Source organism: Alteromonas sp. 009811495, from assembly GCF_028865455.1.
GTDB lineage: Bacteria > Pseudomonadota > Gammaproteobacteria > Enterobacterales > Alteromonadaceae > Alteromonas.
Map to the genome: position 1 here is coordinate 369,281 of NZ_CP113972.1, position 21,721 is coordinate 391,001.

Annotated in this window: 18 protein-coding genes; 9 read left to right on the forward strand and 9 right to left on the reverse strand. The window is 45.5% G+C overall.

Annotation, left to right across the window (positions count from 1 at the left end):
* Positions 1-140 precede the first annotated feature (140 nt).
* The gene (locus OZ660_RS01635) at positions 141-659 is read left to right on the forward strand and encodes a YgjV family protein (protein ID WP_159627380.1); all 519 of its coding nucleotides are present in this window, start codon (positions 141-143) and stop codon (positions 657-659) included.
* Between the two features lie 5 nt (positions 660-664).
* On the opposite strand, the gene OZ660_RS01640 is transcribed toward OZ660_RS01635, so the two are convergent.
* The 3 genes from OZ660_RS01640 to thpR all read right to left on the reverse strand — a co-directional run bounded on the left by OZ660_RS01640 (position 665) and on the right by thpR (position 2,608).
* Positions 665-895: a hypothetical protein gene (locus OZ660_RS01640; RefSeq protein WP_274742337.1), complete on the reverse strand. Its 231-nt coding sequence runs from the start codon at positions 893-895 to the stop codon at positions 665-667.
* 87 nt (positions 896-982) lie between these two features.
* Positions 983-1,837: a formyltetrahydrofolate deformylase gene (gene purU, locus OZ660_RS01645; RefSeq protein ID WP_159627378.1), complete on the reverse strand. Its 855-nt coding sequence runs from the start codon at positions 1,835-1,837 to the stop codon at positions 983-985.
* Between the two features lie 120 nt (positions 1,838-1,957).
* On the reverse strand, positions 1,958-2,608 hold the full coding sequence (thpR, locus tag OZ660_RS01650; protein ID WP_274742338.1) for an RNA 2',3'-cyclic phosphodiesterase: 651 nt from the start codon (positions 2,606-2,608) through the stop codon (positions 1,958-1,960).
* A gap of 99 nt (positions 2,609-2,707) precedes the next feature.
* On the opposite strand from thpR, the gene hrpB reads away from it, so the two are divergent.
* Positions 2,708-5,314: an ATP-dependent helicase HrpB gene (hrpB, locus tag OZ660_RS01655; RefSeq protein ID WP_274742339.1), complete on the forward strand. Its 2,607-nt coding sequence runs from the start codon at positions 2,708-2,710 to the stop codon at positions 5,312-5,314.
* 22 nt (positions 5,315-5,336) lie between these two features.
* On the opposite strand, the gene OZ660_RS01660 is transcribed toward hrpB, so the two are convergent.
* Positions 5,337-6,611 carry a lytic murein transglycosylase gene (locus tag OZ660_RS01660; RefSeq protein ID WP_274742340.1) on the reverse strand — a complete coding sequence of 425 codons (1,275 nt, stop codon included), beginning with the start codon at positions 6,609-6,611 and terminating at the stop codon, positions 5,337-5,339.
* Positions 6,612-6,949: 338 nt separating this feature from the next.
* Here OZ660_RS01660 and mrcB point away from each other — a divergent pair, with 338 nt between their 5' ends.
* Entirely contained in the window at positions 6,950-9,208 is a 2,259-nt protein-coding gene (gene mrcB, locus OZ660_RS01665) for a penicillin-binding protein 1B (protein ID WP_446698959.1), read from the forward strand.
* Between the two features lie 281 nt (positions 9,209-9,489).
* On the opposite strand, the gene OZ660_RS01670 is transcribed toward mrcB, so the two are convergent.
* Positions 9,490-9,768, reverse strand: a complete 279-nt coding sequence (locus OZ660_RS01670) for a hypothetical protein (protein ID WP_159627373.1) — start codon at positions 9,766-9,768, stop codon at positions 9,490-9,492.
* A gap of 398 nt (positions 9,769-10,166) precedes the next feature.
* Complete coding sequence (locus OZ660_RS01675; RefSeq protein ID WP_274742342.1) at positions 10,167-11,081, reverse strand: DUF808 domain-containing protein; 915 nt, start codon at positions 11,079-11,081, stop codon at positions 10,167-10,169.
* 146 nt (positions 11,082-11,227) lie between these two features.
* Here OZ660_RS01675 and OZ660_RS01680 point away from each other — a divergent pair, with 146 nt between their 5' ends.
* The gene (locus OZ660_RS01680) at positions 11,228-11,947 is read left to right on the forward strand and encodes a helix-turn-helix domain-containing protein (RefSeq protein ID WP_274742343.1); all 720 of its coding nucleotides are present in this window, start codon (positions 11,228-11,230) and stop codon (positions 11,945-11,947) included.
* Between the two features lie 76 nt (positions 11,948-12,023).
* Entirely contained in the window at positions 12,024-13,577 is a 1,554-nt protein-coding gene (locus OZ660_RS01685; RefSeq protein WP_274742344.1) for a substrate-binding periplasmic protein, read from the forward strand.
* Between the two features lie 4 nt (positions 13,578-13,581).
* On the opposite strand, the gene OZ660_RS01690 is transcribed toward OZ660_RS01685, so the two are convergent.
* Positions 13,582-14,373: a hypothetical protein gene (locus OZ660_RS01690; protein WP_274742345.1), complete on the reverse strand. Its 792-nt coding sequence runs from the start codon at positions 14,371-14,373 to the stop codon at positions 13,582-13,584.
* Between the two features lie 279 nt (positions 14,374-14,652).
* Between OZ660_RS01690 and glnK the strand changes: the two genes are divergently transcribed.
* The 4 genes from glnK to OZ660_RS01710 all read left to right on the forward strand — a co-directional run bounded on the left by glnK (position 14,653) and on the right by OZ660_RS01710 (position 19,314).
* On the forward strand, positions 14,653-14,991 hold the full coding sequence (glnK, locus tag OZ660_RS01695) for a P-II family nitrogen regulator (protein ID WP_012516988.1): 339 nt from the start codon (positions 14,653-14,655) through the stop codon (positions 14,989-14,991).
* A 32-nt stretch (positions 14,992-15,023) separates the two neighbouring features.
* Positions 15,024-16,271 (forward strand): ammonium transporter, encoded by a 1,248-nt coding sequence (locus OZ660_RS01700; RefSeq protein ID WP_159627369.1) that lies wholly within the window; start codon positions 15,024-15,026, stop codon positions 16,269-16,271.
* 274 nt (positions 16,272-16,545) lie between these two features.
* The gene (gene ggt / locus OZ660_RS01705) at positions 16,546-18,237 is read left to right on the forward strand and encodes a gamma-glutamyltransferase (RefSeq protein ID WP_274742346.1); all 1,692 of its coding nucleotides are present in this window, start codon (positions 16,546-16,548) and stop codon (positions 18,235-18,237) included.
* Between the two features lie 150 nt (positions 18,238-18,387).
* Positions 18,388-19,314, forward strand: coding sequence for a Dyp-type peroxidase (locus OZ660_RS01710; RefSeq protein ID WP_274742347.1), 927 nt, complete (start codon positions 18,388-18,390; stop codon positions 19,312-19,314).
* A gap of 70 nt (positions 19,315-19,384) precedes the next feature.
* On the opposite strand, the gene hemL is transcribed toward OZ660_RS01710, so the two are convergent.
* On the reverse strand, positions 19,385-20,665 hold the full coding sequence (gene hemL, locus OZ660_RS01715; protein WP_274742348.1) for a glutamate-1-semialdehyde 2,1-aminomutase: 1,281 nt from the start codon (positions 20,663-20,665) through the stop codon (positions 19,385-19,387).
* 4 nt (positions 20,666-20,669) lie between these two features.
* On the reverse strand, positions 20,670-21,683 hold the full coding sequence (locus OZ660_RS01720; protein ID WP_159627365.1) for an aspartate carbamoyltransferase: 1,014 nt from the start codon (positions 21,681-21,683) through the stop codon (positions 20,670-20,672).
* Positions 21,684-21,721: the final 38 nt, after the last annotated feature.

Here is a 21,721-nt window from a genome sequence, read left to right on the forward strand (position 1 = left end):
GCGTTGTCGTTGTGCCATGTAATTCGTCGAAATACGCTAAATTTTTATTGGCTTTACGCTGTACGGAATTTACACTGCGCGCGTTTTTTGGTTTACCGCATCTGTGGTAATGGATTGTTCGCCAAGTTAAGTGACACACAATGTTCGAATTACTATTGCACACTTTTCCTGTTGCTTTTGCTCTCGCCTCGTTTTGGTCTAATACCGAACGTAAATTATTGCTATTAAATCTTGGATTATGTGTCGCAATCGGATCTTTATTGGTTTTCGAGCAAGCGTGGGGTGGCGCTATTGTGATTACCGTAGCAGGGCTAAGCACCAGCTATCGTCTAATTAAACAAAAGTTACTATCGCCTCTTGCAACTTACGTTACGCTAATCTCAATGATGTGTATCGTGCTCACTGTGAACAACCTAACAGGAAAGACATCTTTTATTGAAACTATGCCGGTATTCACTTTTATGGCGTATCGTTTCGGTGAGCTTCACTGCAAAGAAGCAGGGCTTCGCGTTTGCATGATTGTCGGCTCGTTAAACTTCACAATTTACGGCATTATCACTCAAACATGGGGGCTGGCTATTACAGAAGCACTTTTTGCGGCCTCTAATATGTGGTACTACCTACGACTTAGAAAAGCGATACGCGTAAGTGCTGTGTAGTAGCGCTAGTGCTTTTTAGTATGCGTATGTAAACGATTTTCACGCGTAACGAAAAGAAAGGTTAAGTACATTTTTGTAGGCAGCGACATGGCAAGTCCAATGGCCATGCAGAACGCACCAAGATAAATGCCCTTAACCCCTATTTTTTCAGGAAGGCCGGAATAGCTGATGATGTAGTGCCCCAGTATAAAAAGCAAAACACCACTGACCATTACCCATTTCAACACTTTTATCATGACAGTTCATCGTTTTACTACCCATACTGCTAGCTTACATAACTCCATTGCATTGGATATTGATTGAGGTCATGAGTTAGTACATCGTTATGCAAATACGACTGTTTTATTGCGATGAATAATCACACGGTCTTCTAAATGATAGCGCACGCCGTGCGCAAGTGCGGTAACTTCACAATCCTTACCTTTTCTCACCATGTCTTGTGCGCTGTCGCTATGGCTGATGCGTTTGACGCTTTGTTCGATGATTGGGCCTTCGTCGAGATCTTTTGTTACGTAGTGACAGGTTGCCCCAATTAATTTTACACCCCGGTCGTACGCTTGCTGATAAGGCTTGGCGCCGGCAAAGCTAGGTAGAAAACTATGGTGAATGTTAATGGCTTTACCTTGCAGCTCTTGGCATAGCGTGTCGGGTAAAATCTGCATAAAACGGGCAAGCACCGTTAAATCAATTTTGTATTCTTGCAACAAGGTAGCGATCTGTGCAAACGCCGCTTCTTTACCCAACGCTTTAAAGTCAACCCAGTGGAAAGGTACTTTGTACCAATCTGCAAACTGTTTCATTTGGGGGTGGTTAGCGATGATGACAGGAATATCACAATGCAGTTCACCAGTATGCCAGCGGTGAAGCAGGTCAACTAAACAGTGAGACTCAAGACTTGCTAATAACGCAACGCGCTGCTTTTTGTTTGAGTCGCTTAGTTTCCAATTCATTTGATATTCGTTGGCAAGCGGGGTGAACTCTTTAACAAAGCTGTGATGATCTAACTTTAGCGAGTCTGTGCTAATTTCATGGCGCATGAAAAAGCGACCGGTTTGTAAATCGGTATGGTGGCTGGCTTCAACAATGGTGGCGTTATGGTCAGCGAGAAACTGAGATACGCTGGCAACTAGCCCGATTTGGTCGGGGCAGTCGATGACTAATCTAAATGTTTGTTGCATGGATATTTGCAAAAATTCTAAAAACAGGACCCCTTTTTACCGCTTAGAACTGCTGAAGTAAACCGCAATGGTCATACAGTACCAGCTTAAATTTGAATAACTCATAATGAATGTCGTCCTTTATTCGTCTGTTATTCCTCTGCGTAGCTTTTCACGTACCGACATAGTGTGCTTTAGTGCCCAAGAATGGCGTATGGGGTAGGTTACGCCTTGTGGGGTTGAGAGTGACTCGAACAAATGAAAAGCAGAAGCATGAACATCAACACTTGGACTATAAAGTGGCAGCGGGAGTGCGCTCGTTGCCTTTCGCACCAGTGTGACGTGGGGTTTGTATTCTCTACTTTCTACCTCTATTGCAGCGCTGCGTGCCGCTTTTCGGGTGTATCTCGCTAATTCCATTAGTGCTTTGGGCGGTGAGGATGGGGCACTAAATAGAATCTTGGGACCGTTCCACAGACCTGTCACATCTAAGGTAAGTGAAAACGGCTCGCTAACAATATTATCGAGTTCGTAAACTAACGCCTCGTGTTGGCGATGGGTTATGTCGCCCAAAAAGCATAATGTGATGTGGTAATTCGCTGCAGGAACTGCATAAGGCTGTACCAAGCCATGTTTATTTGATGCAACACCACTGATGTCACCGCGCTTATTTTTACGAGTAAGCTCAACGCGCTTGTCGCGCGGCATGACTTCAGGTAATGCTTGTTGTCGCCAACTATCAAGCGCAAGCTTTTCGGTTGTACTTAAATCTAACCCTATAAAACAACGCATAATGTTACCTCGTTATTTTTAATCAGTGTGAAGGAAAACGTGATGAGCAAAAAACAGGTACAATAGCATTACGTAGTTTATATCACCTTTATTTTCTTTATGTTACAGCCGCTTTCACATTTGCCCGCTTACGAATTAGTTACACCGCTTATACAGGCTATTTCAGCGCGTAATGTCATTATTGGAGCACCGCCCGGAGCAGGTAAATCTACCGTTCTGCCTTTAGCGCTATTACAAGCGTGCACTGAGGGAAAAGTACTGCTTATGCAACCTCGCCGAGTTGTAGTAAGAAATTTAGCAGATTACTTGGCGAAGCTGTTAGGTGAGCCTGTAGGCAAAACAGTTGGTTATCGCATTAAAGGGGAAACAAAGGTATCTCGTGATACAAAACTTGAGATCATTACCGAAGGCATTCTTTCTCGCATGATCCAGCAAGACCCCGAATTAGAAGGCATAGCCATTATTGTTTTCGATGAGTTTCACGAGCGCAGCATTCACAGTGATTTTGGGCTGGCGCTGGCATTAGAGGTGCAAGCTGGACTACGCGATGACTTACGCCTGGTAGTCATGTCGGCAACACTTGATGTCGACCCGTTAAGTAATCTACTGAAAACACACAGCGACTGTGAAGTAGAGACACTTTTTACACAAGGACGTACTTTTCCCGTAGACGTTCGCTATACCAAAGATAGTCTAGCAAGTGATGTTGTACCGCGCGTTACAGACGCCGTGAAACACGCGGTAGAGGCCCACGACGGTGATATTCTTGTATTTTTACCCGGGCGTGCAAGTATCAATGCCGTGGCAAGAAATCTATCTGCGTTTATCGAACAAAGAGATATCGCACTGCATTGCCTTTATGGTGCGCTAAGTAAAGAGGCGCAGCATGCAGCGATTGCGCCTGATACACAAAAACGACGTAAAATCATTTTGTCGACTAATATTGCCGAAACCAGTTTAACAATTGAAGGAGTACGTGTTGTTATCGACAGTTTGTGGGAAAACAGCGCGCAATATCATGTTGCAAGCGACATCACAGAACTCGCTTGGCAACGCGTATCGCAAGCATCTGCTATTCAGCGAATGGGGCGGGCGGGGCGCGTAAGTGAGGGAATCTGTTATAGGTTATGCAGCAAAGATAGTTTCGAGCGTTTAGCCAAGTTCAGTGCAGCACAAATCGAAAAAGAGGATATCAGTAGCTTTTTACTTGATACTTATGCATGGGGAAGTACGCCTGATACATTGGCACTTCTCACTAAGCCTTCACTTGCACAAATGAATGGCGCACAAGCAAAACTCACTCGCATAAAAGCATTAGAGCACAATAACCTTATAACGCAGTACGGAAGAAGGCTTGCGCAACTGCCGTGTCAGCCTCATTTGGCGCATTTACTGCTGACTTGTTACCACGGTATTAAAGGGCTGGATACACCAACCAATGTCTTGTTGAAACATGCCGCGCCATTTGTGGTCGCGTTAAGTGAAAATACTGCGGGACTAGCTCAAAACAGCGATTTACACGACGCATTACTTTCAGCAAGTTCAAATACACGCAGTCAGCTACTAAATCAAGCCAAGCGCTATGCAAAATACGTTGGTATTGAAGCGTCACAATTAACCATTGAGGCGATAGATTCAGACGCGCTTGGACTGTGTATCGCTATCGCATTTCCGCTGCAAGTAGGCTACTTGCGCAGCGCCAACGGTGGACGGGCTGACTCAACCAATGCGCTAGAGTACAAACTGGCCAGTGGCAAAGGTGCACAGTTGCAAAACACCAAAGGCGTGTTAAACGATAAAACGCGAAGCGGCGTTAATAATGCACAGTGGGTTGCTGTGTTGGAAGGTCAATTGCTTGGCAGTATGGTTGCAATTCGCTTAGCGCAAGCGGTGCCAGAGGCGTGGTTGAGAGTGGCATTTGAAGACGCATTTAGTGAAAAGCGCAGTGTTCGACTGAATGCTGAAACGGGACAAATGGAAGCGCGAGTCACACAAGGATTTTATGAAATTACTCTCAATAGCTTACCCGTATCGGGTCAAGAGAAAGCGGAAAATAGCGCTTTTTGGCGTGATGCGTTGGTCAATGCGTGGATTGATTATCTCGAAAATCTTGCAATAGAGGACTGGCCGTTAAAAGAAGAAGATTGGCAATGGTGGCATCGAGTAGCACTCGCTGGGGAGCTAAATCTGCCCCAGAGCGATGCGTACCATGGTAATGCAGCATGGCCGCGTTCTTTAGGGGCGTTGGTTCATAACGCTAAAGATGTTTTACAAGACGCGCTAGCACAGTGTCATTCGATTAAGGCGTTGGAAAAGCTGCCATGGAAAGCAACGCTAAATAACGGATTGTCATGGCCGCAGCAAAACGCATTAGCGAAACAGCTGCCGACAACTGTTACTATTCCAACGGGGCGCAGTGCGCCGCTTTGCTATCACAAAAGTGGTGATGTGGTCTTGTCTGTTAAAATGCCGGAGATGTATTCACAAACCGCACCCATCATGTTGGCGGATGGCCGAGTTACTGTTATCTGTGAGTTATTGTCACCTGCAGGAAGGCCGCTTCAGACAACCAGCGATTTAGGATTATTCTGGCAAGGAAGCTACAAAGAGATTCAAAAAGAGATGAAGGGGCGCTACCCCAAGCATTTTTGGCCGGACGATCCGGCCAATGCTGTGCCAACCAATAAAACTAAAAAACATATGTAGAGTTTCGTTTTATCGGTCCTTTTTATGAAGCTTTTTCATTGCTCTTTGCTTTGTCGCGTTCAAGCGTAACATCAAGCGCTGCCATGACGTTGAGACCTGGGAAGCCGTCAGCAATCATGTTGTTGGCAATTTGGTAATTGCGAATGCCTTCACGGGTGGCAGGGCCGATAATACCGTCGGGCTTACCAACATCAAAGCCTAGCGCATTGAGTTTACTCTGTAGCGCGATAATGTCTTTACGGCTGTAAGCAGGCAAATCTGGTAGGTCAGCTTTAATACCTGACGCGCCAGCTATTCTATCGGCAAGCACACCAACGGCAATGGCGTAGAATTCAGAATTATTCCAACGCATGATCACGCGAAAGTTCTTATATGCAATAAACGCGGGTCCCTCGTGGCCCGCAGGAACAATCACGTAGGCGTCGGTATCGCCTTCTCCCAACTCACTGCCATCTGCCTTTTGTATGCCTTGCGAGTGCCAGTCAGAAAGTGGTCTGCGATTCTTGTAGCCAGATTGCTGATAGTCAAAGTCTTTGGGTAGTCTAACTTCGCGTCCCCATCTGTAACCGGCTTCCCAACCTAAATTTGACAAAAAGTTTGCTGCTGAGGACAGCGCGTCTTCTTCGCTTGCCCACAAGTTAATTTGTCCGTCACCGTCGCCATCAATGGCATAGTTAGTGTAAGCAGAAGGCATAAACTGCGTATGACCCATCGCGCCCGCCCATGAGCCAACCATCTCCTCTCTAGTAAGCTGCTCACGTTCAAAAAGCTTAACGGCAACGAGAAACTCTTGTGTAAAATAGGTGCTTCGGCGTTTGTCACAGGCAAGGGTGGCTAGGGAATCAAGAACAGGCATTTTGCCTTTATAGCTGCCAAAGTTAGTTTCTAGCCCCCAAAACGCAAGTAAATAGTGAGGCGGCACGCCGTACTTATCGCTTAGTTTATGCAGTAACGCTTTGTGCTTGGCATACATCTCTTTACCTTTGTTGGTACGCCAATCGGTAACTCGCTTACTGAAGTAGCCTGGAAATGTTTGTACAAATTCGGGCTGACTGCGATCCAGCTCAATAACACGATCTTGATGGACAAGGTAGGGAAAGATTGCGTCGATAGTCGTTTGGCTAACCCCGTCTTTTGCTGCTTTGTCTGCAAGTGCAGCTGTACATGTGGAAAACTGTTCATTAGCCAACGCAGTGTTAAGCGACATGCAGCTGACTAACAGTGCAATCGATGTGCGCAGCTTGCGACGAGAATGCAAAAGTCGAGAAGAAAAAGAAGACTGAAAAATTGAGCGCATAGTACCATTCCTGTGTTGCGTTATAGCATGCTATCGCATTGTGACTGTTAAACGCGAGTAAAATTCACTTGTGCTTTTAAAAGCTATGACGCGTATACATTGGTTGTTTCGTTTTATTGAAAGGCTCATAGCAAAAAGTTGTTGCTGGTGGGTCACAATGGTAATGTTATACAGACATTCTTCTTCGCGCTTAATTCGCAAGTATAGCGATAGCATTCACAATCTCTTCATGGCGTTTTCTTGTGGCAAAAAAACAATCTACTCGTACATCATCAGCTAAAAAATCTTCAACGGAAAAAGAAACGAAGCGTTCGCCTAAGCGTCGCTGGTTATTTACGCTGTTTTGGCGTTTATGCCTTGTAGTTTTGGTTGTAGTGGGCGCTTACGCGTTTTACCTAGATGCGCAAATCAAGCATTCATTTTCGGGTAATAAGTGGGAGGTTCCTGCCCAAATATTTGCCCGTCCATTAGCGATAAGTAAAGGCGAAGAAATTACACCTCAAGAAGTTATCGATGAGCTTGAGTTGCTTGGCTATCGCAAGGTTGCATTTGCCAATAGCAGCGGTGAGTACAGTTATCAAAATAAGGTGCTTAATGTGCAGCGCCGAGCGTTTCAATTTCCCGACGGCGCAGAGCCGTTACGTCACCTAGTCGTCACATGGAGTGGGGCGCGTATTGGGGAAATTTATGATAGATCACAAGACAGGCCTTTTGGAACAGTCAGGCTTGAACCTTGGCTAGTTACGCGTATGACCAGTGGCTCGCACGAAGACAGAATGCTGGTTACCCTCGACACTATCCCAGACATGCTGCCGAAAGCCCTAACGCTTGTGGAAGATAGAAATTTCTATAATCACCATGGCGTTGCGCCGCTTTCTATTTTGCGAGCGTTAATGGCAAACATTGCCGCGGGGCGCACAGTACAAGGCGGCAGTACACTCACCCAGCAGCTTGTGAAGAATATGTTCTTAACGCGGGAACGCTCAATTGTGCGAAAGGCCAAAGAAGCGTTAATGGCGGTGATCATAGATGCACGTTACAGTAAGTCAGAAATTATCGAAGCTTACCTCAACGAAGTTTTTCTAGGGCAAAATGGCGACATGGCTGTACATGGATTCGGGTTGGCGAGTTACTTCTACTTTGACCGTCCAGCTAACGAGCTCAGTGTGCCAGAAATTGCAACTTTGGTTGCGATTATCAAAGGGCCTTCTTATTACAATCCACGTAAGTACGCTGAGCGCGCTAAAGAGCGTCGTGACCTAGTATTGAGAATGCTATTTGATGAAAATGAAATAAATCGGCAGCAGTACGAGCAGTACATTAATATGCCGCTTGGATTGGCGAGTGGCGCAAGCTTAGCAAGCGGAAAACATCCAGCATTTATGGAGCAGGTGCGCCGTGAACTCAACGACATTCTGGCTGAGCCTAGTTTGCGAGATTCAGGTGTGAAAGTGTTTACGACCTTGGACATTGTTGCTCAGCGTCGTGCAGAGAAGTCGCTGGCCGGTACACTCAATGGGTTGCAAAAAGACAGAAAAGTTGAGTTACAAGGGGCTATGGTGGTGACCGATAGCGCCAGTGGTGAAGTTCGCGCTATCGTTGGCGGAAAAGACTTTGAGTTTAAAGGCTTCAACCGCGCCCTTGAGGCAAAGCGACCTATTGGTTCATTAATTAAGCCAGCCGTTTACTTGACTGCACTGGAAGATCCGACGCAATTTAATCTGGCAACGCCCCTCGCTGATGAGCCTATTACCCTTGAAAGCAAAAATGGCCAACAATGGTCGCCACAAAATTACGACAAAACGTTTAGAGGGCAAGTGCCATTACTTCAAGGGCTAACTGAGTCGCTGAACATTCCAACGGTGAATTTAGGTATGCAAATAGGGCTTGATGCCATTGCAGATACCATCGAGCGCTTAGGAGTCACCGCGCCATCAGAGCGAGTTCCTTCGTTAACCCTTGGCGCATTTGAACTCACACCGTTTGCCACTAACCAAATGTATCAAACATTGTCGAATGATGGCCGTTACATTCCGTTGCATACCGTGACATCGGTAGTGACAGCAGAAAATGCGCTGTTGTGGAAGAAAGCCGAGTATTATTCGCAGCGCACAGATGAAGCAGCAACATATCTTCTGAACTATGCCTTGTACAAAGTCACAACTGACGGCACCGCAAAGCGTGTAGGCGCTAACTTTGGCAACATCAACATGGCGGGCAAAACGGGGACTACGGACGACTATCGCGATAGTTGGTTTAGTGGTTTCGATAGAAATAATGTTGTCACTGTTTGGGTAGGTAACGACGATAACCAACCTGTGAATCTTACGGGTGCTGGTGGAGCATTACCGGTATTTATCAATTATATGCGCTCTCAATCTCCCAAGTCGCTTTCCCGCCGATTCCCAGAAGGACTTGGTATTGCTCACTTTGATGCGCGCAGTGGCGCGGTAGTCGTGGCTGGCTGTGCGGGTAGCTTAAGTGTGCCTGCGATATTAGATGTATTACCGCCACCGCAACAAGACTGTTCTGGCCGTCCGGTTAAAGGTAAGGATACTAAGAAAGAAAAGAGTTGGTGGGAACGGATCTTCGGATAAAAAAAAAGCCCCAGTAAGAAGATAGAAAACACAATCACTTGGCTTTAGTGGATTACTCGGTGCTTTCTATCTCCCTCTGGAGCACAGGCCCAGGGAAGGCAAAGGGAACAAATCGTTATCGGTCTGGCATCTTTTTCATCGATATCCGTTTAAGGCGTTTTCAGTGCCCTTTTTGCAAAAACAGTCGTGCTGTCGAAAACAAAAGGGCGCTAACCATAAAGGCGATAAAGGGGCCAAGTACCAACATAAATAATGTACTGGCGGTTAACATGGCAAATTCCTTATGCGTCGTTGTCGTTTACGCTAATAGGCTCAATTGGTGTAATGGTAATCTCAGCCACTAAGGTATTTTCTTCACTTACCTCTGGCTCAAATTTGTGACTTGCAGTAAGCACGTCATAAGTCACACCAAGTTCCATATTTTGCTTAACATCCATAACTGCACTTTCTACCATGTAGTCGGTGTAGCTTGTTAAGTTATCTTCGTGAGCAAAAGCAGCTGCACTCATTACGCTAGTGGCTAAAGTCAATGCAGTGAAAAGTTTGCGAGCGGTAAACATAATAATCTCCAAAATAAAAAGTTAGACACTGCACTGAAACATACTGCGTGGCAGCTATCGTATTGCAAAGGTTTCGATATTAAGTCGTTATCAATTAACAATTAGTTTATTGCGAGGGATGTGCCAATTTTTAAAATTCAATTAAGCCACTGATAAATATGGTTTTATTTTTTAAATAAAAATTTATGTGATAGTTAGACGAAAGGCTAAAGACTAAAATTTAGTTATTTTGAAAAAGAGTTGGTCAAAAAGGCTAAGGCGAAAGAAAGTATGAGTATTTGACCTTCAGGTAGGTGTATTGATGGGATAAACAGGGGAGATTACATGGATAATTAAGGGGATGGCGTCGCTATTACAACGCCATCATAGCAATTTAGGCCAGTTGCTTAGGTTAACTGCTAGCGTTTCACTTTACTGGCAAGAGCAACAAAAAGGGTTATGATCGTACCCGCTACTATGCCCGTTACGCCGTCAGCTGCAATAGACATAACTAACGACATAGAGGGCGCAAGGCCGACAAACCAGTCAGTTATATAGTGCAAAAAGCCAATACTATGGGTCAGTATGCCTCCACCAACTAAAAACATAGCGACGGTACCGACAACTGCTAGGGTTTTCATAAGCGCTGGTGCAGTAACAAGTAATGCCCGTCCAATAAAACGTTGTACACCATTCATTGTTCCAGTGAGTGACTTGCGCAACATATAGAGGCCTACATCATCCATCTTAACCAGCCCTGCAACCAATCCGTAAACGCCAAGCGTAATCGCTAAACTTAACGCAATAAGTACCCCAATTTGGGTTGTTAAACTGGCATCACTGACCGTACCAAGGGCGATAACAATAATTTCTGCTGACAAGATGAAATCTGTACGTATGGCGCCTTTTATTTTTTCTTTTTCAAACGCTACCATGTCAACATCTTCATGGGTGAGCGCCTCAATTCTTGCTTCGCGGTGTTTGACTTCTTCTTCGTGAGGGAGATATTTATGCAGCAATTTTTCAGCGCCTTCAAAGCACAAATAAAGGCCACCCAGGACTAATAAGACGGTGATCAATGAGGGAACAAAAGTGCTGATGGCAAGTGCGGCAGGCACGAGTATCGCTTTATTCAGTAACGAGCCTTTGGCAACTGCCCATACTACGGGAAGTTCTCTATCTGCTTTCACGCCTTGTACTTGATCAGCATTAACGGCGAGATCATCACCTAATACACCAGCAGTTTTCTGTGCGGCAACTTTCGACATAGTGGCAATGTCGTCCATTAACGTAGCAATATCATCTAATAGCGCGAGTAAATTGGCTGCGGCCACGGTAGTTTTCCTTGTGTCTTTATTATGTCTAAAGCATACGCTTTGCCGCTCGTCGTTGGCAACCGACATTTGATATTTGCACTGACTATGTCTTATTGCGAAACTGCACAACACCTACATTGTATGCAATAGCGCGTAACCTTGCCATGCCTGAACACACCATTCCATCATTGTCTATTCGCTCGTACACCAAAACCATGCATAGCCATTCTCATGAATACTATCAGTTGGTGTTACCAATAAACGGTCACATCGAAATTGGCTTAGATAATTTTGATGGGAAAGTCGGGGTAGGTGAAGGAGTATGTATTGCGCCTAACGAAGTACATACTTTTCGAGCCAATGAGCTGTGCAAATTTGTTGTTGCAGATTTACATCACGTGCCTGACGGTTTTAAGGACAATCTGCAGCCTATTTTTCAAGTTAATGCGCCGTTTCAAGCGTTTTTGAACTTTGTCGATATTCAGCTCAACCATTTTACAGACGATGCAAGGCACGAAGTCATTGCTCTATTTTATGCTTTGCTTAGCACATCTCAAAAAGGCGCAAATACGGATAAGCGTATAGTTCCTGTATTAAGTCACATCCATCAAGATCTCACACATAAACACGACTTAAAAACCTTAGCCGACATCGCGTGTATGGGAGAAACGCAATTTAAGGTGCGTTTCAAGCAAACAACGGGATTGAGCTTACGCAATTACTTAGTAAAAACGAAGATGGAAAAAGCGAAGGCCTTATTAAGCAATACTGATACCCCTATATTAACGGTGGCACTGAGCGTGGGGTATGACGATGTTACGTCGTTTACGCGTCGCTTCAAAGCCTACTTTGGCCAGCCGCCAGGTTATTATAAGCGCTCATAACTTCTCAATACCGTTTGTTTTTCGTTCACTATTTAGTCTACTATGGCACGAGTTTATTCAAGGAGAGATTGTATTGGTGTTTCGTTGGTTAGTGTTAAGTAGCTTGTTGTTAGTGAATCTGTCTATGGCTAATACTAACGCTGAAGAGTCCCTTGTTGTTCTTTCAGGCAACACACCTGTTTTTAGCGAGTTCCAAGAAGACGGTACGGTTGAAGGGTATTCTGTCGACTACGCGCGCGCTATTCTCACTGCCGCAGGCATTGATGCTGAAGTAACGCCATTGCCCTTCGCTCGTTTGATTGAGCGAATGAAACGAGGAGAGCGTGTCGTCGCAACGGGGATAGGGCGTACCGCCGAGCGAGAAAATAAGTTCTACTGGCTGGCCCCTCTTACGGCAAATGTTATCGGTATTTACGGCGCAAAACCTGTCAACTTAACTGCGTTGGCCAGTCAAAATAAAACCCTTCTTGTTTCTGTCATGCGTGGTGATTATCGAGCCCAGTTGGGGCGCGAATATGCACAATTTGAGATGGTCGAATACGACACTTGGACACAAGCCATTGATGCAGTACTGACAGGGCATGTTGATGCCGTGTTTTTCTCTGAATTTGGCATGGATGTCATTTGTAAACAGAATGGCCTTGACTGCACAACACTATCAAGGCAGCACACCCATGATATTCAATACAGCTATATTGCAATGCCAAAGACAAAAGCGAATAAGGCAATGGCAGATAGACTGACCAAAACGGCGCGCGTTTTTGCTCAAACGCCAGCTTTCGATGAGCTCGTTCAACGTTGGCTGCCAAAACTGACAACAATATCCGCCGACGCTAATGAAATTGAAGGTGTGATCGCGTTAGGTAGAATTGAAAAAGATGAAAGTAATGTTTCCCACCTCTGGGTTATAACGAACTTAGAACCTTTGTTTAGCGAGAGAGGGCAGCGCGGTAAATTAAAAGGTTACGCTATTGAATTGGTGCAGAATATATTGCAACAAGCCAACTTGCCGACTGAGATCTTAACGGCGCCTTGGCAGAGAATTTTCGTAGAAAGTTCGATGAAGCCCGATGTTCTCGTTTTCTCTTTAGCGAGAACACCTGAGCGCGAAGATGCGTTTTATTGGATTACCCCTATCACAGAAAATGCCTATTCCATGTTTGTACGGGCAGATTATCAAGGAGATGCGACTTCTCTAGAAGACTTGCCTAAAGGCAGTCGCATTGCTGTGTTAAAGGGAGACTTTCGTCAAGAGCTTGTAAAAGCGGCCGGTCACATAGATGTGACAGAGAATTCCTGGGATAAGGTGGTAATGCAGCTCACCAATGGTGGCGCGGACTATCTGTTTTTATCTGACGGTGGTGCAAACATTATTTGCGATGGGCTCAATGGTGCCTGTGAAGGTTTCAAAAAGTTATTTACTTATCAAAAAGCAACAACGTATTTGGCGATGTCCAAAAAAGGTACCAATCAAGCGTTGGTTAACAAACTTAAGTTTGCCGCAGATAACTTTAAACAATCAGACGAATACAGAGCCCTTTATTCAAAGTGGCTTGAAGCATATTCAAAGAAAACGTCACTCAATATGTTTGAACAAGACGGCGTCATTGTTCTGGGGCAATTGGAGTAAATGATTAACGCCCCTCATTGGGACGTTTTTTAATCCGAGCGTCAATAAACCTATTAGGATCACCCAAATTGGTGCATTGAAGCGTGCCGCCAGTTATACCGCTGAGTACAGCCAATGTTTTAGCCGCGCTGCTGGTACAATCTACCCGTTTAACAGGACGCGGCGGCATAGCCTGCTCGTCATTATCCTTTCTGGGATCAACAATCGTAGGGTGCGTTTTATTGTGCTGATATTCTCGGGCTGCATCGACAGCTTCTTGAGCAAGTTGATCATTATTGTAGGCATCAAAATATTGTGAAGCTGCCTCTTTGGCTGAAAAGTTGAACTGTCCTGCGCGTTGATTAGCATTTGACGATGATGTCTCAGGCAACGGTGTTGTAGGTGCAATAGTTTGTGGTTCTGCATTTGTCTTGGGTTTTGTTTCAGGTTCTTGTTTTTCTTCAATAAAGTTTGATTGAGTGGGCTCTTTTACTACCTGAACTGGCACGTCTGTCTCATCAACTTTTAACGGCTTTGGCATCGATGACGCTTCTTTTTCTTGTACCTTAGTGTCTAAAGGCGTTGCTGTTTTTCTTGGGATATACAGCACCGCATTTATCGGCTGAGCGTTTACCTCTTTACTTACCTGCTCGCGCCTTTTTTCAAGTGAGTATTGCGACAGCACGATGACTAAAGCAAACCCTAAAACATGCACACACGATGACACAAAAAGCGACTTCCACGTTGCTTTTTTAGCCGTGTTGCGGACTTCCATATCGCGCTCTGGCGCAAAAAAAGTATCAGTGATCGTCGTCATAGTACATAACTGACATCAGCGGCAAACAAATAGTTCCCTCCTACACTCGTCTTACTTATTAGTACGCTTATCCCACTTCTCTTACTTTGCGCATCATCGTTGGGCAAATACGCTTGTGTGCACAGATATGGTGCAATGTTTTTTCTGATAGAACGTTTAAATATGATTATCTATATGATTTATATGAATAATTATTTATGGCATGGCTCTTGGTTTAGCTTAGCAACAACAAGAAACACGCGAATAGCACAAATAACCAAAATAAACTGGGAGCATCTCATGAAACTAGTCACAGCTATCATCAAGCCGTTCAAGCTAGATGATGTTCGTGAAGCCATTTCAGAAATCGGTATCGACGGTTTAACCGTGACTGAAGTGAAAGGCTTTGGACGTCAAAAGGGACACACAGAACTTTACCGCGGAGCGGAATATCAGGTGGATTTTCTACCTAAAGTCAAACTGGAAATTGCAGTTCAGGACGACCAAGTAGAGCGCCTGGTCGAAGCCATCGTTGGCGCAGCCAAAACAGGCAAAATTGGTGACGGCAAGGTATTTGTTTACGACCTTGAACACGCCGTTCGTATTCGAACTGGTGAGTCGGATAGCGACGCGCTGTAAGCCACAACGAAGAATTTGCGGAGAACACAATAATGGAAATCACTTTTGAACTCGGGTATGCGCTAGATACCTTTTACTTTCTAATTTGCGGTGCGCTAGTCATGTGGATGGCTGCGGGCTTTGCGATGCTTGAAGCGGGTCTGGTTCGAGCGAAAAACACCACTGAAATTCTAACTAAAAACGTCGCACTATTTGCTATCGCTTGTACCATGTATATGGTTTGTGGCTACGGCATTATGTACGGTGGCGGCGACTGGGGTCCTTTCCTAAGCGGTATTATGGCTGATGGCGCAACAGGTGTAGCTGAAGAACCAGCAACCTATGCACCTTCTGCTGACTTTTTCTTCCAAGTAGTATTTGTTGCAACGGCAATGTCTATTGTATCGGGCGCAGTTGCTGAGCGTATGAAGCTTTGGGCATTCCTAGCGTTTGCGGTAGTCATGACAGGTTTCATCTACCCAATGGAAGGCGCTTGGACATGGGGCGGCGAAGCCGTATTTGGTATGTATACACTTGGCGACCTAGGTTTCTCTGACTTTGCAGGTTCAGGTATTGTTCACATGGCAGGTGCTGCGGCAGCATTAGCAGGTGTGCTTGTACTTGGTGCACGTAAAGGTAAATACACTGCAGATGGCAAAGTGAATGCTATCCCGGGTGCTAACCTTCCGCTAGCTACTCTAGGTACATTTATTCTTTGGATGGGTTGGTTTGGTTTTAACGGTGGTTCTGTACTTGCTACAGCGACTGTTGAAAGTGCAAACTCAGTAGCCATTGTATTTATGAACACTAACGCAGCTGCTGCGGGTGGTTCAATTGCAGCGTTAATTGTAGCGCGTATCTTATTCGGAAAAGCAGACCTTACTATGGTGCTTAACGGTGCGTTGGCGGGTCTTGTAGCAATTACTGCAGAGCCTTCTACACCGACGCCACTAGAGGCAACACTATTCGGTGGTCTTGGTGGTATCCTTGTAGTACTAAGCATTGTTGGTCTTGATAAGCTTAAGATTGATGATCCAGTAGGTGCAATCTCTGTTCACGGTGTAGTAGGTCTATTAGGTCTTATCCTTGTTCCATTCACTAATGACGGCTCAAGCATTACAGGACAGCTTATCGGTGCAGCAACAATCTTTGTTTGGGTATTCGTAGTAAGTCTAGTGGTATGGCTAGTGCTGAAAGCGGTTATGGGTATCCGTGTAAGCGAAGAAGAAGAATTCGACGGTGTAGATATGAGCGAGTGTGGTTTGGAAGCATACCCAGACTTTACAAGCAGCCGTTCGTAAGTAAGTCACGATTAGGCAACACGACAACAACAATAATAATGCCTACATTACTTCACTTAAGCCCCGCATCTGCGGGGCTTTTTTCGTTTTAGTATTGGTATTAGCCGTATTGTGACAATAACGCTACACTAGGGTGGGTATGATGAAGAAAAAGTAGCGCTTTTCATTCATCGAGTTAGGTGTAGAAAAACAATAATAAGGGTGCCTTTTGCTATAAACGCTCACCTAGTGTTTACGTATAAGAAAAAGGTGCTGTTGCTGTTAAGGGAAAACTATGGCTTTAAAGGTGCGCTTAGTCGCGGCATTACTCGTATTTGTCAGTGTATCTAACCATGCATACGATCGAATAACAGGCGAACCCTTTGCCAGTCGTTCTGAAGTTATTGCACAAAATGGCATGGCCGCTACCAGTCAACCTTTAGCCACGCAGGTGGCATTAGATATTTTAAAACAAGGTGGTAGTGCCGTTGACGCTGCCATAGCCGCAAACGCCATGCTAGGCCTAGTTGAGCCAACAGGCTGCGGAGTAGGTGGAGACTTATTTGCCATTGTTTGGGATGCCAAAGCGCAAAAATTAGTGGGTTTAAACGCTTCTGGGCGCTCTCCTAGGCAGTTAACCAAAGAGGTATTTGCAGAGCGCGGCCACAACACCATTCCTAAATTTGGGCCCTTACCCGTATCTGTTCCAGGCGCCGTTGATGGATGGTTTGAGCTACATGAGAAATTCGGCAAATTGCCAATGTCCACGTTACTGACCCCTGCTATCAAGTATGCGCGGGAAGGCTTTCCTGTGTCTGAGCTTATTGCCTATTACTGGGAAATGAATCACGCGCGAATAGGCCATTATGATGGCTTTGCTGAGACCTTCTTAATAGATGGAAAGCTACCGAAAAAGGGCGACATATTTAAAAACCCTGGCCTTGCGGTAACCTATGAAAAAATTGCAACGGGCGGAAGAGATGCGTTTTATAAAGGCGATATCGCTCGCACTATTGATGCGTACATGAAAGCTCAGGGCGGCTTTTTGTCATACCAAGATTTAGCATCGCATACTTCTGACTGGGTAGAACCTGTATCGGCTAATTACAGAGGATACGACGTTTGGGAGCTACCGCCAAACGGTCAGGGTATCGCTGCACTTCAAATTTTGAATGTACTCGAGCGCTACGATATTGAAGGCATGGGATTTAACTCTGCTGACTATATCCACACCTTTGTAGAAGCGAAAAAGTTAGCGTTTGAAGACAGAGCAAAGTTTTACGCAGACCCGGCATTTAATGACATTCCCGTAGATTGGCTTATTTCAAAAGACTATGCCAAAGAAAGGCAAAAACTTATCGATAATGAAAAAGCAGCCATGCGTGTCGATGCAGGTATTTATGAAGGGGATACCATCTACCTAACCGTTGCCGACAAAGACGGTAATATGGTGTCACTTATTCAAAGTAACTATCGCGGTATGGGGTCTGGAATGACGCCGCCGGGGCTGGGTTTTATTCTTCAAAATCGCGGTGAAATGTTCACGCTGGAAGAGGGGCATTTTAACGAGTATCGCCCCGGTAAGAGGCCGTTCCATACCATTATTCCTGCTTTCGTTACCCGTAACGGCGAACCTGTGATGAGTTTTGGTGTGATGGGCGGTGGTACACAGCCGCAAATGCATGCACAAATCATTGTGAATATTCTCGACTTTGGCATGAATTTACAAGAAGCTGGCGATGCCCCGCGTATTTTACACAGCGGCTCAAGCAGCCCGACGGGAGCGCTAATGATGGATGGCGGATATGTAAGCCTAGAATCGGGGTTCAGTGAAACCGTCCAGCGAGAGTTAATGGAACGCGGGCATAAATTACAACGCGTAGTAGGCGCATTTGGCGGCTACCAAGCCATTGCGTGGGACAAGCAAAAAGGTGTTTATTTTGGGGCGTCTGAGAGTCGAAAAGATGGACAAGCAGCGGGCTATTAAGCACACTAGTTAAATAAAAGGCATTACACGCACACGCGGTAAAGGGTTGTACCGTTTAGTGGCTGGTGTTTGTCTTAAAATAGGGCGTGAGTGAGCAGTAATGCCCTCTATAAGCTGGGTATACACACTTTAATAAAAATAAGAGCGGCAATGACACAACCACAAAAAGGCATTTGCGCGGAACCTAACCTACACGCACAGTATTTAATGCTGAATGTTATTGATGATGACAGTGAAGCAGTAAGAGCCAAATTGTCTCGTGTGTTAGATATTTTTGAACACTTTGAAAACGAGCATTATGAAGCCATGGTGACAGGCGTGGTGGCCATTGGTACTAGTTATTGGACTGAAGTGTATCCTGGACTTATCCCCGTCGAGCTAACGCCGTTTCCCGATATGCAGTGCGAAGATAGAAGTGCGCCCACTATGCCCTGCGATATCTTTATTCAAATTCGCGCTGATAGATTAGACATTTGCCATGCCGTTGGTATTGAGGTAATGGACTTACTGCGTATTCACGTTGAGCTGGTTGAGCAAATTCGCGGCTTTCGCTACCTCGATGGAAGAGATCTAAATGGTTTTCTTTATGCTTCAGACAATCCGCGGGGAATGAAGCGAAGACAAATTGCGGTGATCGGCGAGGATGATCCCGACTTTGCGGGTGGCAGCTACGTACACGTACAGCGCTATCGTCACGATTTGCGGCGTTGGGGAAGCTTATCAAGTCGCCAGCAAGAACAAGTGATGGGTACTACTCAAGAACATAATTTGGTGAGTAGCGAACAATCTGCTTCATCACATAACGTGCGAGCAAGTAGCGCGACGCCTGATGGCGATGAGCCACGACTGATAAAACAAGGCATGCCGTATGGTGATATGGCGTCACAAGGATTGTTTTTTGTAAGTTGCAGTGCAAGTGCCAGACCATTTAAAGATATGTTGCATAGCCAAATTTACGGTAATGGCGAAGGTGATTATGACCGTTGGTTAGACTTTACTAGCGCCGAGACAGGGGCTGCATTTTTTGCGCCGTCTATCGCCTTTATACGACAGCAAGCCAAGTTATCTCACGATTAGTGATTTAATTAGTCGAGAAAAAGATACAAAAAAGCCCCGATATCGGGGCTTTTGCTTTATTAATTCAGTGTTAAAGGGTAGCAAATACCTTGTCTGCCGCCGCTAGTGTCTTTTCGATAATAGACGCATCGTGGGCTTTAGAGACAAAGCCTGCTTCATAAGATGCAGGGGCTAGATAAACGCCTTCATTTAGCATGCCGTGATAAAACTTATTAAACTGTTCAGTATTACAGTTGATGGCCTGCTTGTAGTTAGTCACCTTCTCCACATCGGTAAAGAAAATACCAAACATACTGCCGGCAATATTCGTGGTTAAACTAATATTGTGCTTATCAGCAATGGCCTGGAAACCATCAACCAGTGCCTGCGTGTTCTCAAAAATAGAGTCATACAAATCTGGTTGTTGAATTTGCTGCATGGCAGCCAAACCAGCAGCCATTGCTACTGGATTACCTGATAAGGTGCCTGCTTGATAAATTGGGCCTGTTGGCGCGATATGGGTGATAATATCTTTGCGGCCACCAAAGCAGCCTACTGGCATGCCGCCGCCGATGACTTTGCCTAAACACGTAAGGTCAGGTTTTACGTTGTAACGCTCCTGTGCACCGCCGCGTGATACGCGAAAGCCAGTCATCACTTCGTCAAAAATAAGTACGCTGCCGTATTCATCACAAACCGCACGCAATCCTTCCAAGAAACCTTCAACAGGAGGAATGCAGTTCATGTTGCCCGCTACAGGTTCAACAATAATACATGCGATATCATCACCATGAGCAGCGAAAATCTCTTTTACGCTATCGATGTTGTTGTATTCAACCGTCAACGTATGCTCTGCCACATTGGCAGGTACGCCCGGAGAACTAGGTACGCCAAGGGTAAGGGCGCCAGAGCCAGCCTTTACAAGCAATGAGTCGGCGTGACCGTGGTAGCAACCTTCAAATTTCACAATTTTGTTGCGGCTGGTGTAACCACGGGCCAAGCGAATAGCCGACATGGTCGCCTCGGTACCTGAGTTCACCATGCGAACCATTTCCATTGAAGGAACCAGTTCGCTTACCATTTCAGCCATAATAATTTCAGCTTCAGTAGGTGCGCCAAATGACAATCCATTATGAGAAGCGGCAATAACAGCCTCACGAATTTTGGCATTATTGTGACCTAAAATCATTGGGCCCCAAGACTGAATATAGTCAATGTACTGTTTGCCATCGGCATCCCACATGTATGCCCCGTCAGCTTTGGTGATAAAGCGTGGCGTGCCGCCTACGGCCTTGAACGCACGCACTGGTGAATTAACGCCGCCAGGGATAGTTTTTTGCGCACGGGCAAAAAGGGCTTCAGATTTTTGCATGTAATTACTTACTCTTATTGCTGTACCAAACCACATCGCGTTCGTATTTCGTCACTAAGTTTTCAACACCTAGCGTTAACGCAAAAAGTGCCATTCTTACCAGCACACCATTGTCGGTTTGTCTGAAAATGGCAAGGTTTGGATTGAGGTTTAGATCGTTATCCAATTCATTGGCTTCCATACGTGAGTCTCGCGGAAGTGGATGCATAATAACGGTCTTTGATTGGAAGTGTTTGGTGTAAATAGACTGATTAAGTCTGAATTTACCGCGATATTTATTGGCTTCTTCTTGCGACGGAAAGCGCTCTTCCTGGATACGGGTTTGATAGCAGATATCAGCATCCATATTACCTTCTAATGTCTCGGTAATCGTAAGCTGATGACCCGCGTTTTCTATCGCGTCAATGACCGGCTGCGGCATGGCTAGTTCTTTTGGCGAAATAAGTGTAAAACGCACGTTTTTAAATAGGCACAGCAAGCGTGATAGCGAGTGCACCGTTCTGCCATAACGCAAGTCGCCAATCATGGCGATATGAAGGCCATCAATGCCGCGGCCGTTGTATTCTAATTCGCGCTGAATAGTGAATAAATCTAGCAGTGCTTGAGTCGGGTGTTCGTTAGCGCCATCACCGCCATTAATGACGGGGACACGACTGCCTTCTGCGAATTCAGCAACTGAGCCCGCTGCAGGGTGTCGCATGGCGATAATGTCAGAATAGCCGCTTAGAACACGGGCGGTATCATAAAGTGATTCGCCTTTGGCCAGCGCCGAGCTTGACATGCCAGTAGTCTCTCTTACTTCACCGCCAAGTAGATTGAAGGCTGTGCCAAAGCTCACGCGAGTTCGAGTACTTGGCTCAAAAAAGAGATTACCCAAAATAGCACCGTCGAGTACGGTAGTGCGCTTTTGACGTCGAGCGTAGGGTTGCATGGAATCGGCAACTGAGAACACTTTCTCAATGGCCTCGCGATCGAATTGATTAACCGAAAGAATGTGGTTACCGGTAAAGTCAGACATGAGTCACTCAATCATCAACGAAAACGGCGCTAGTGTAT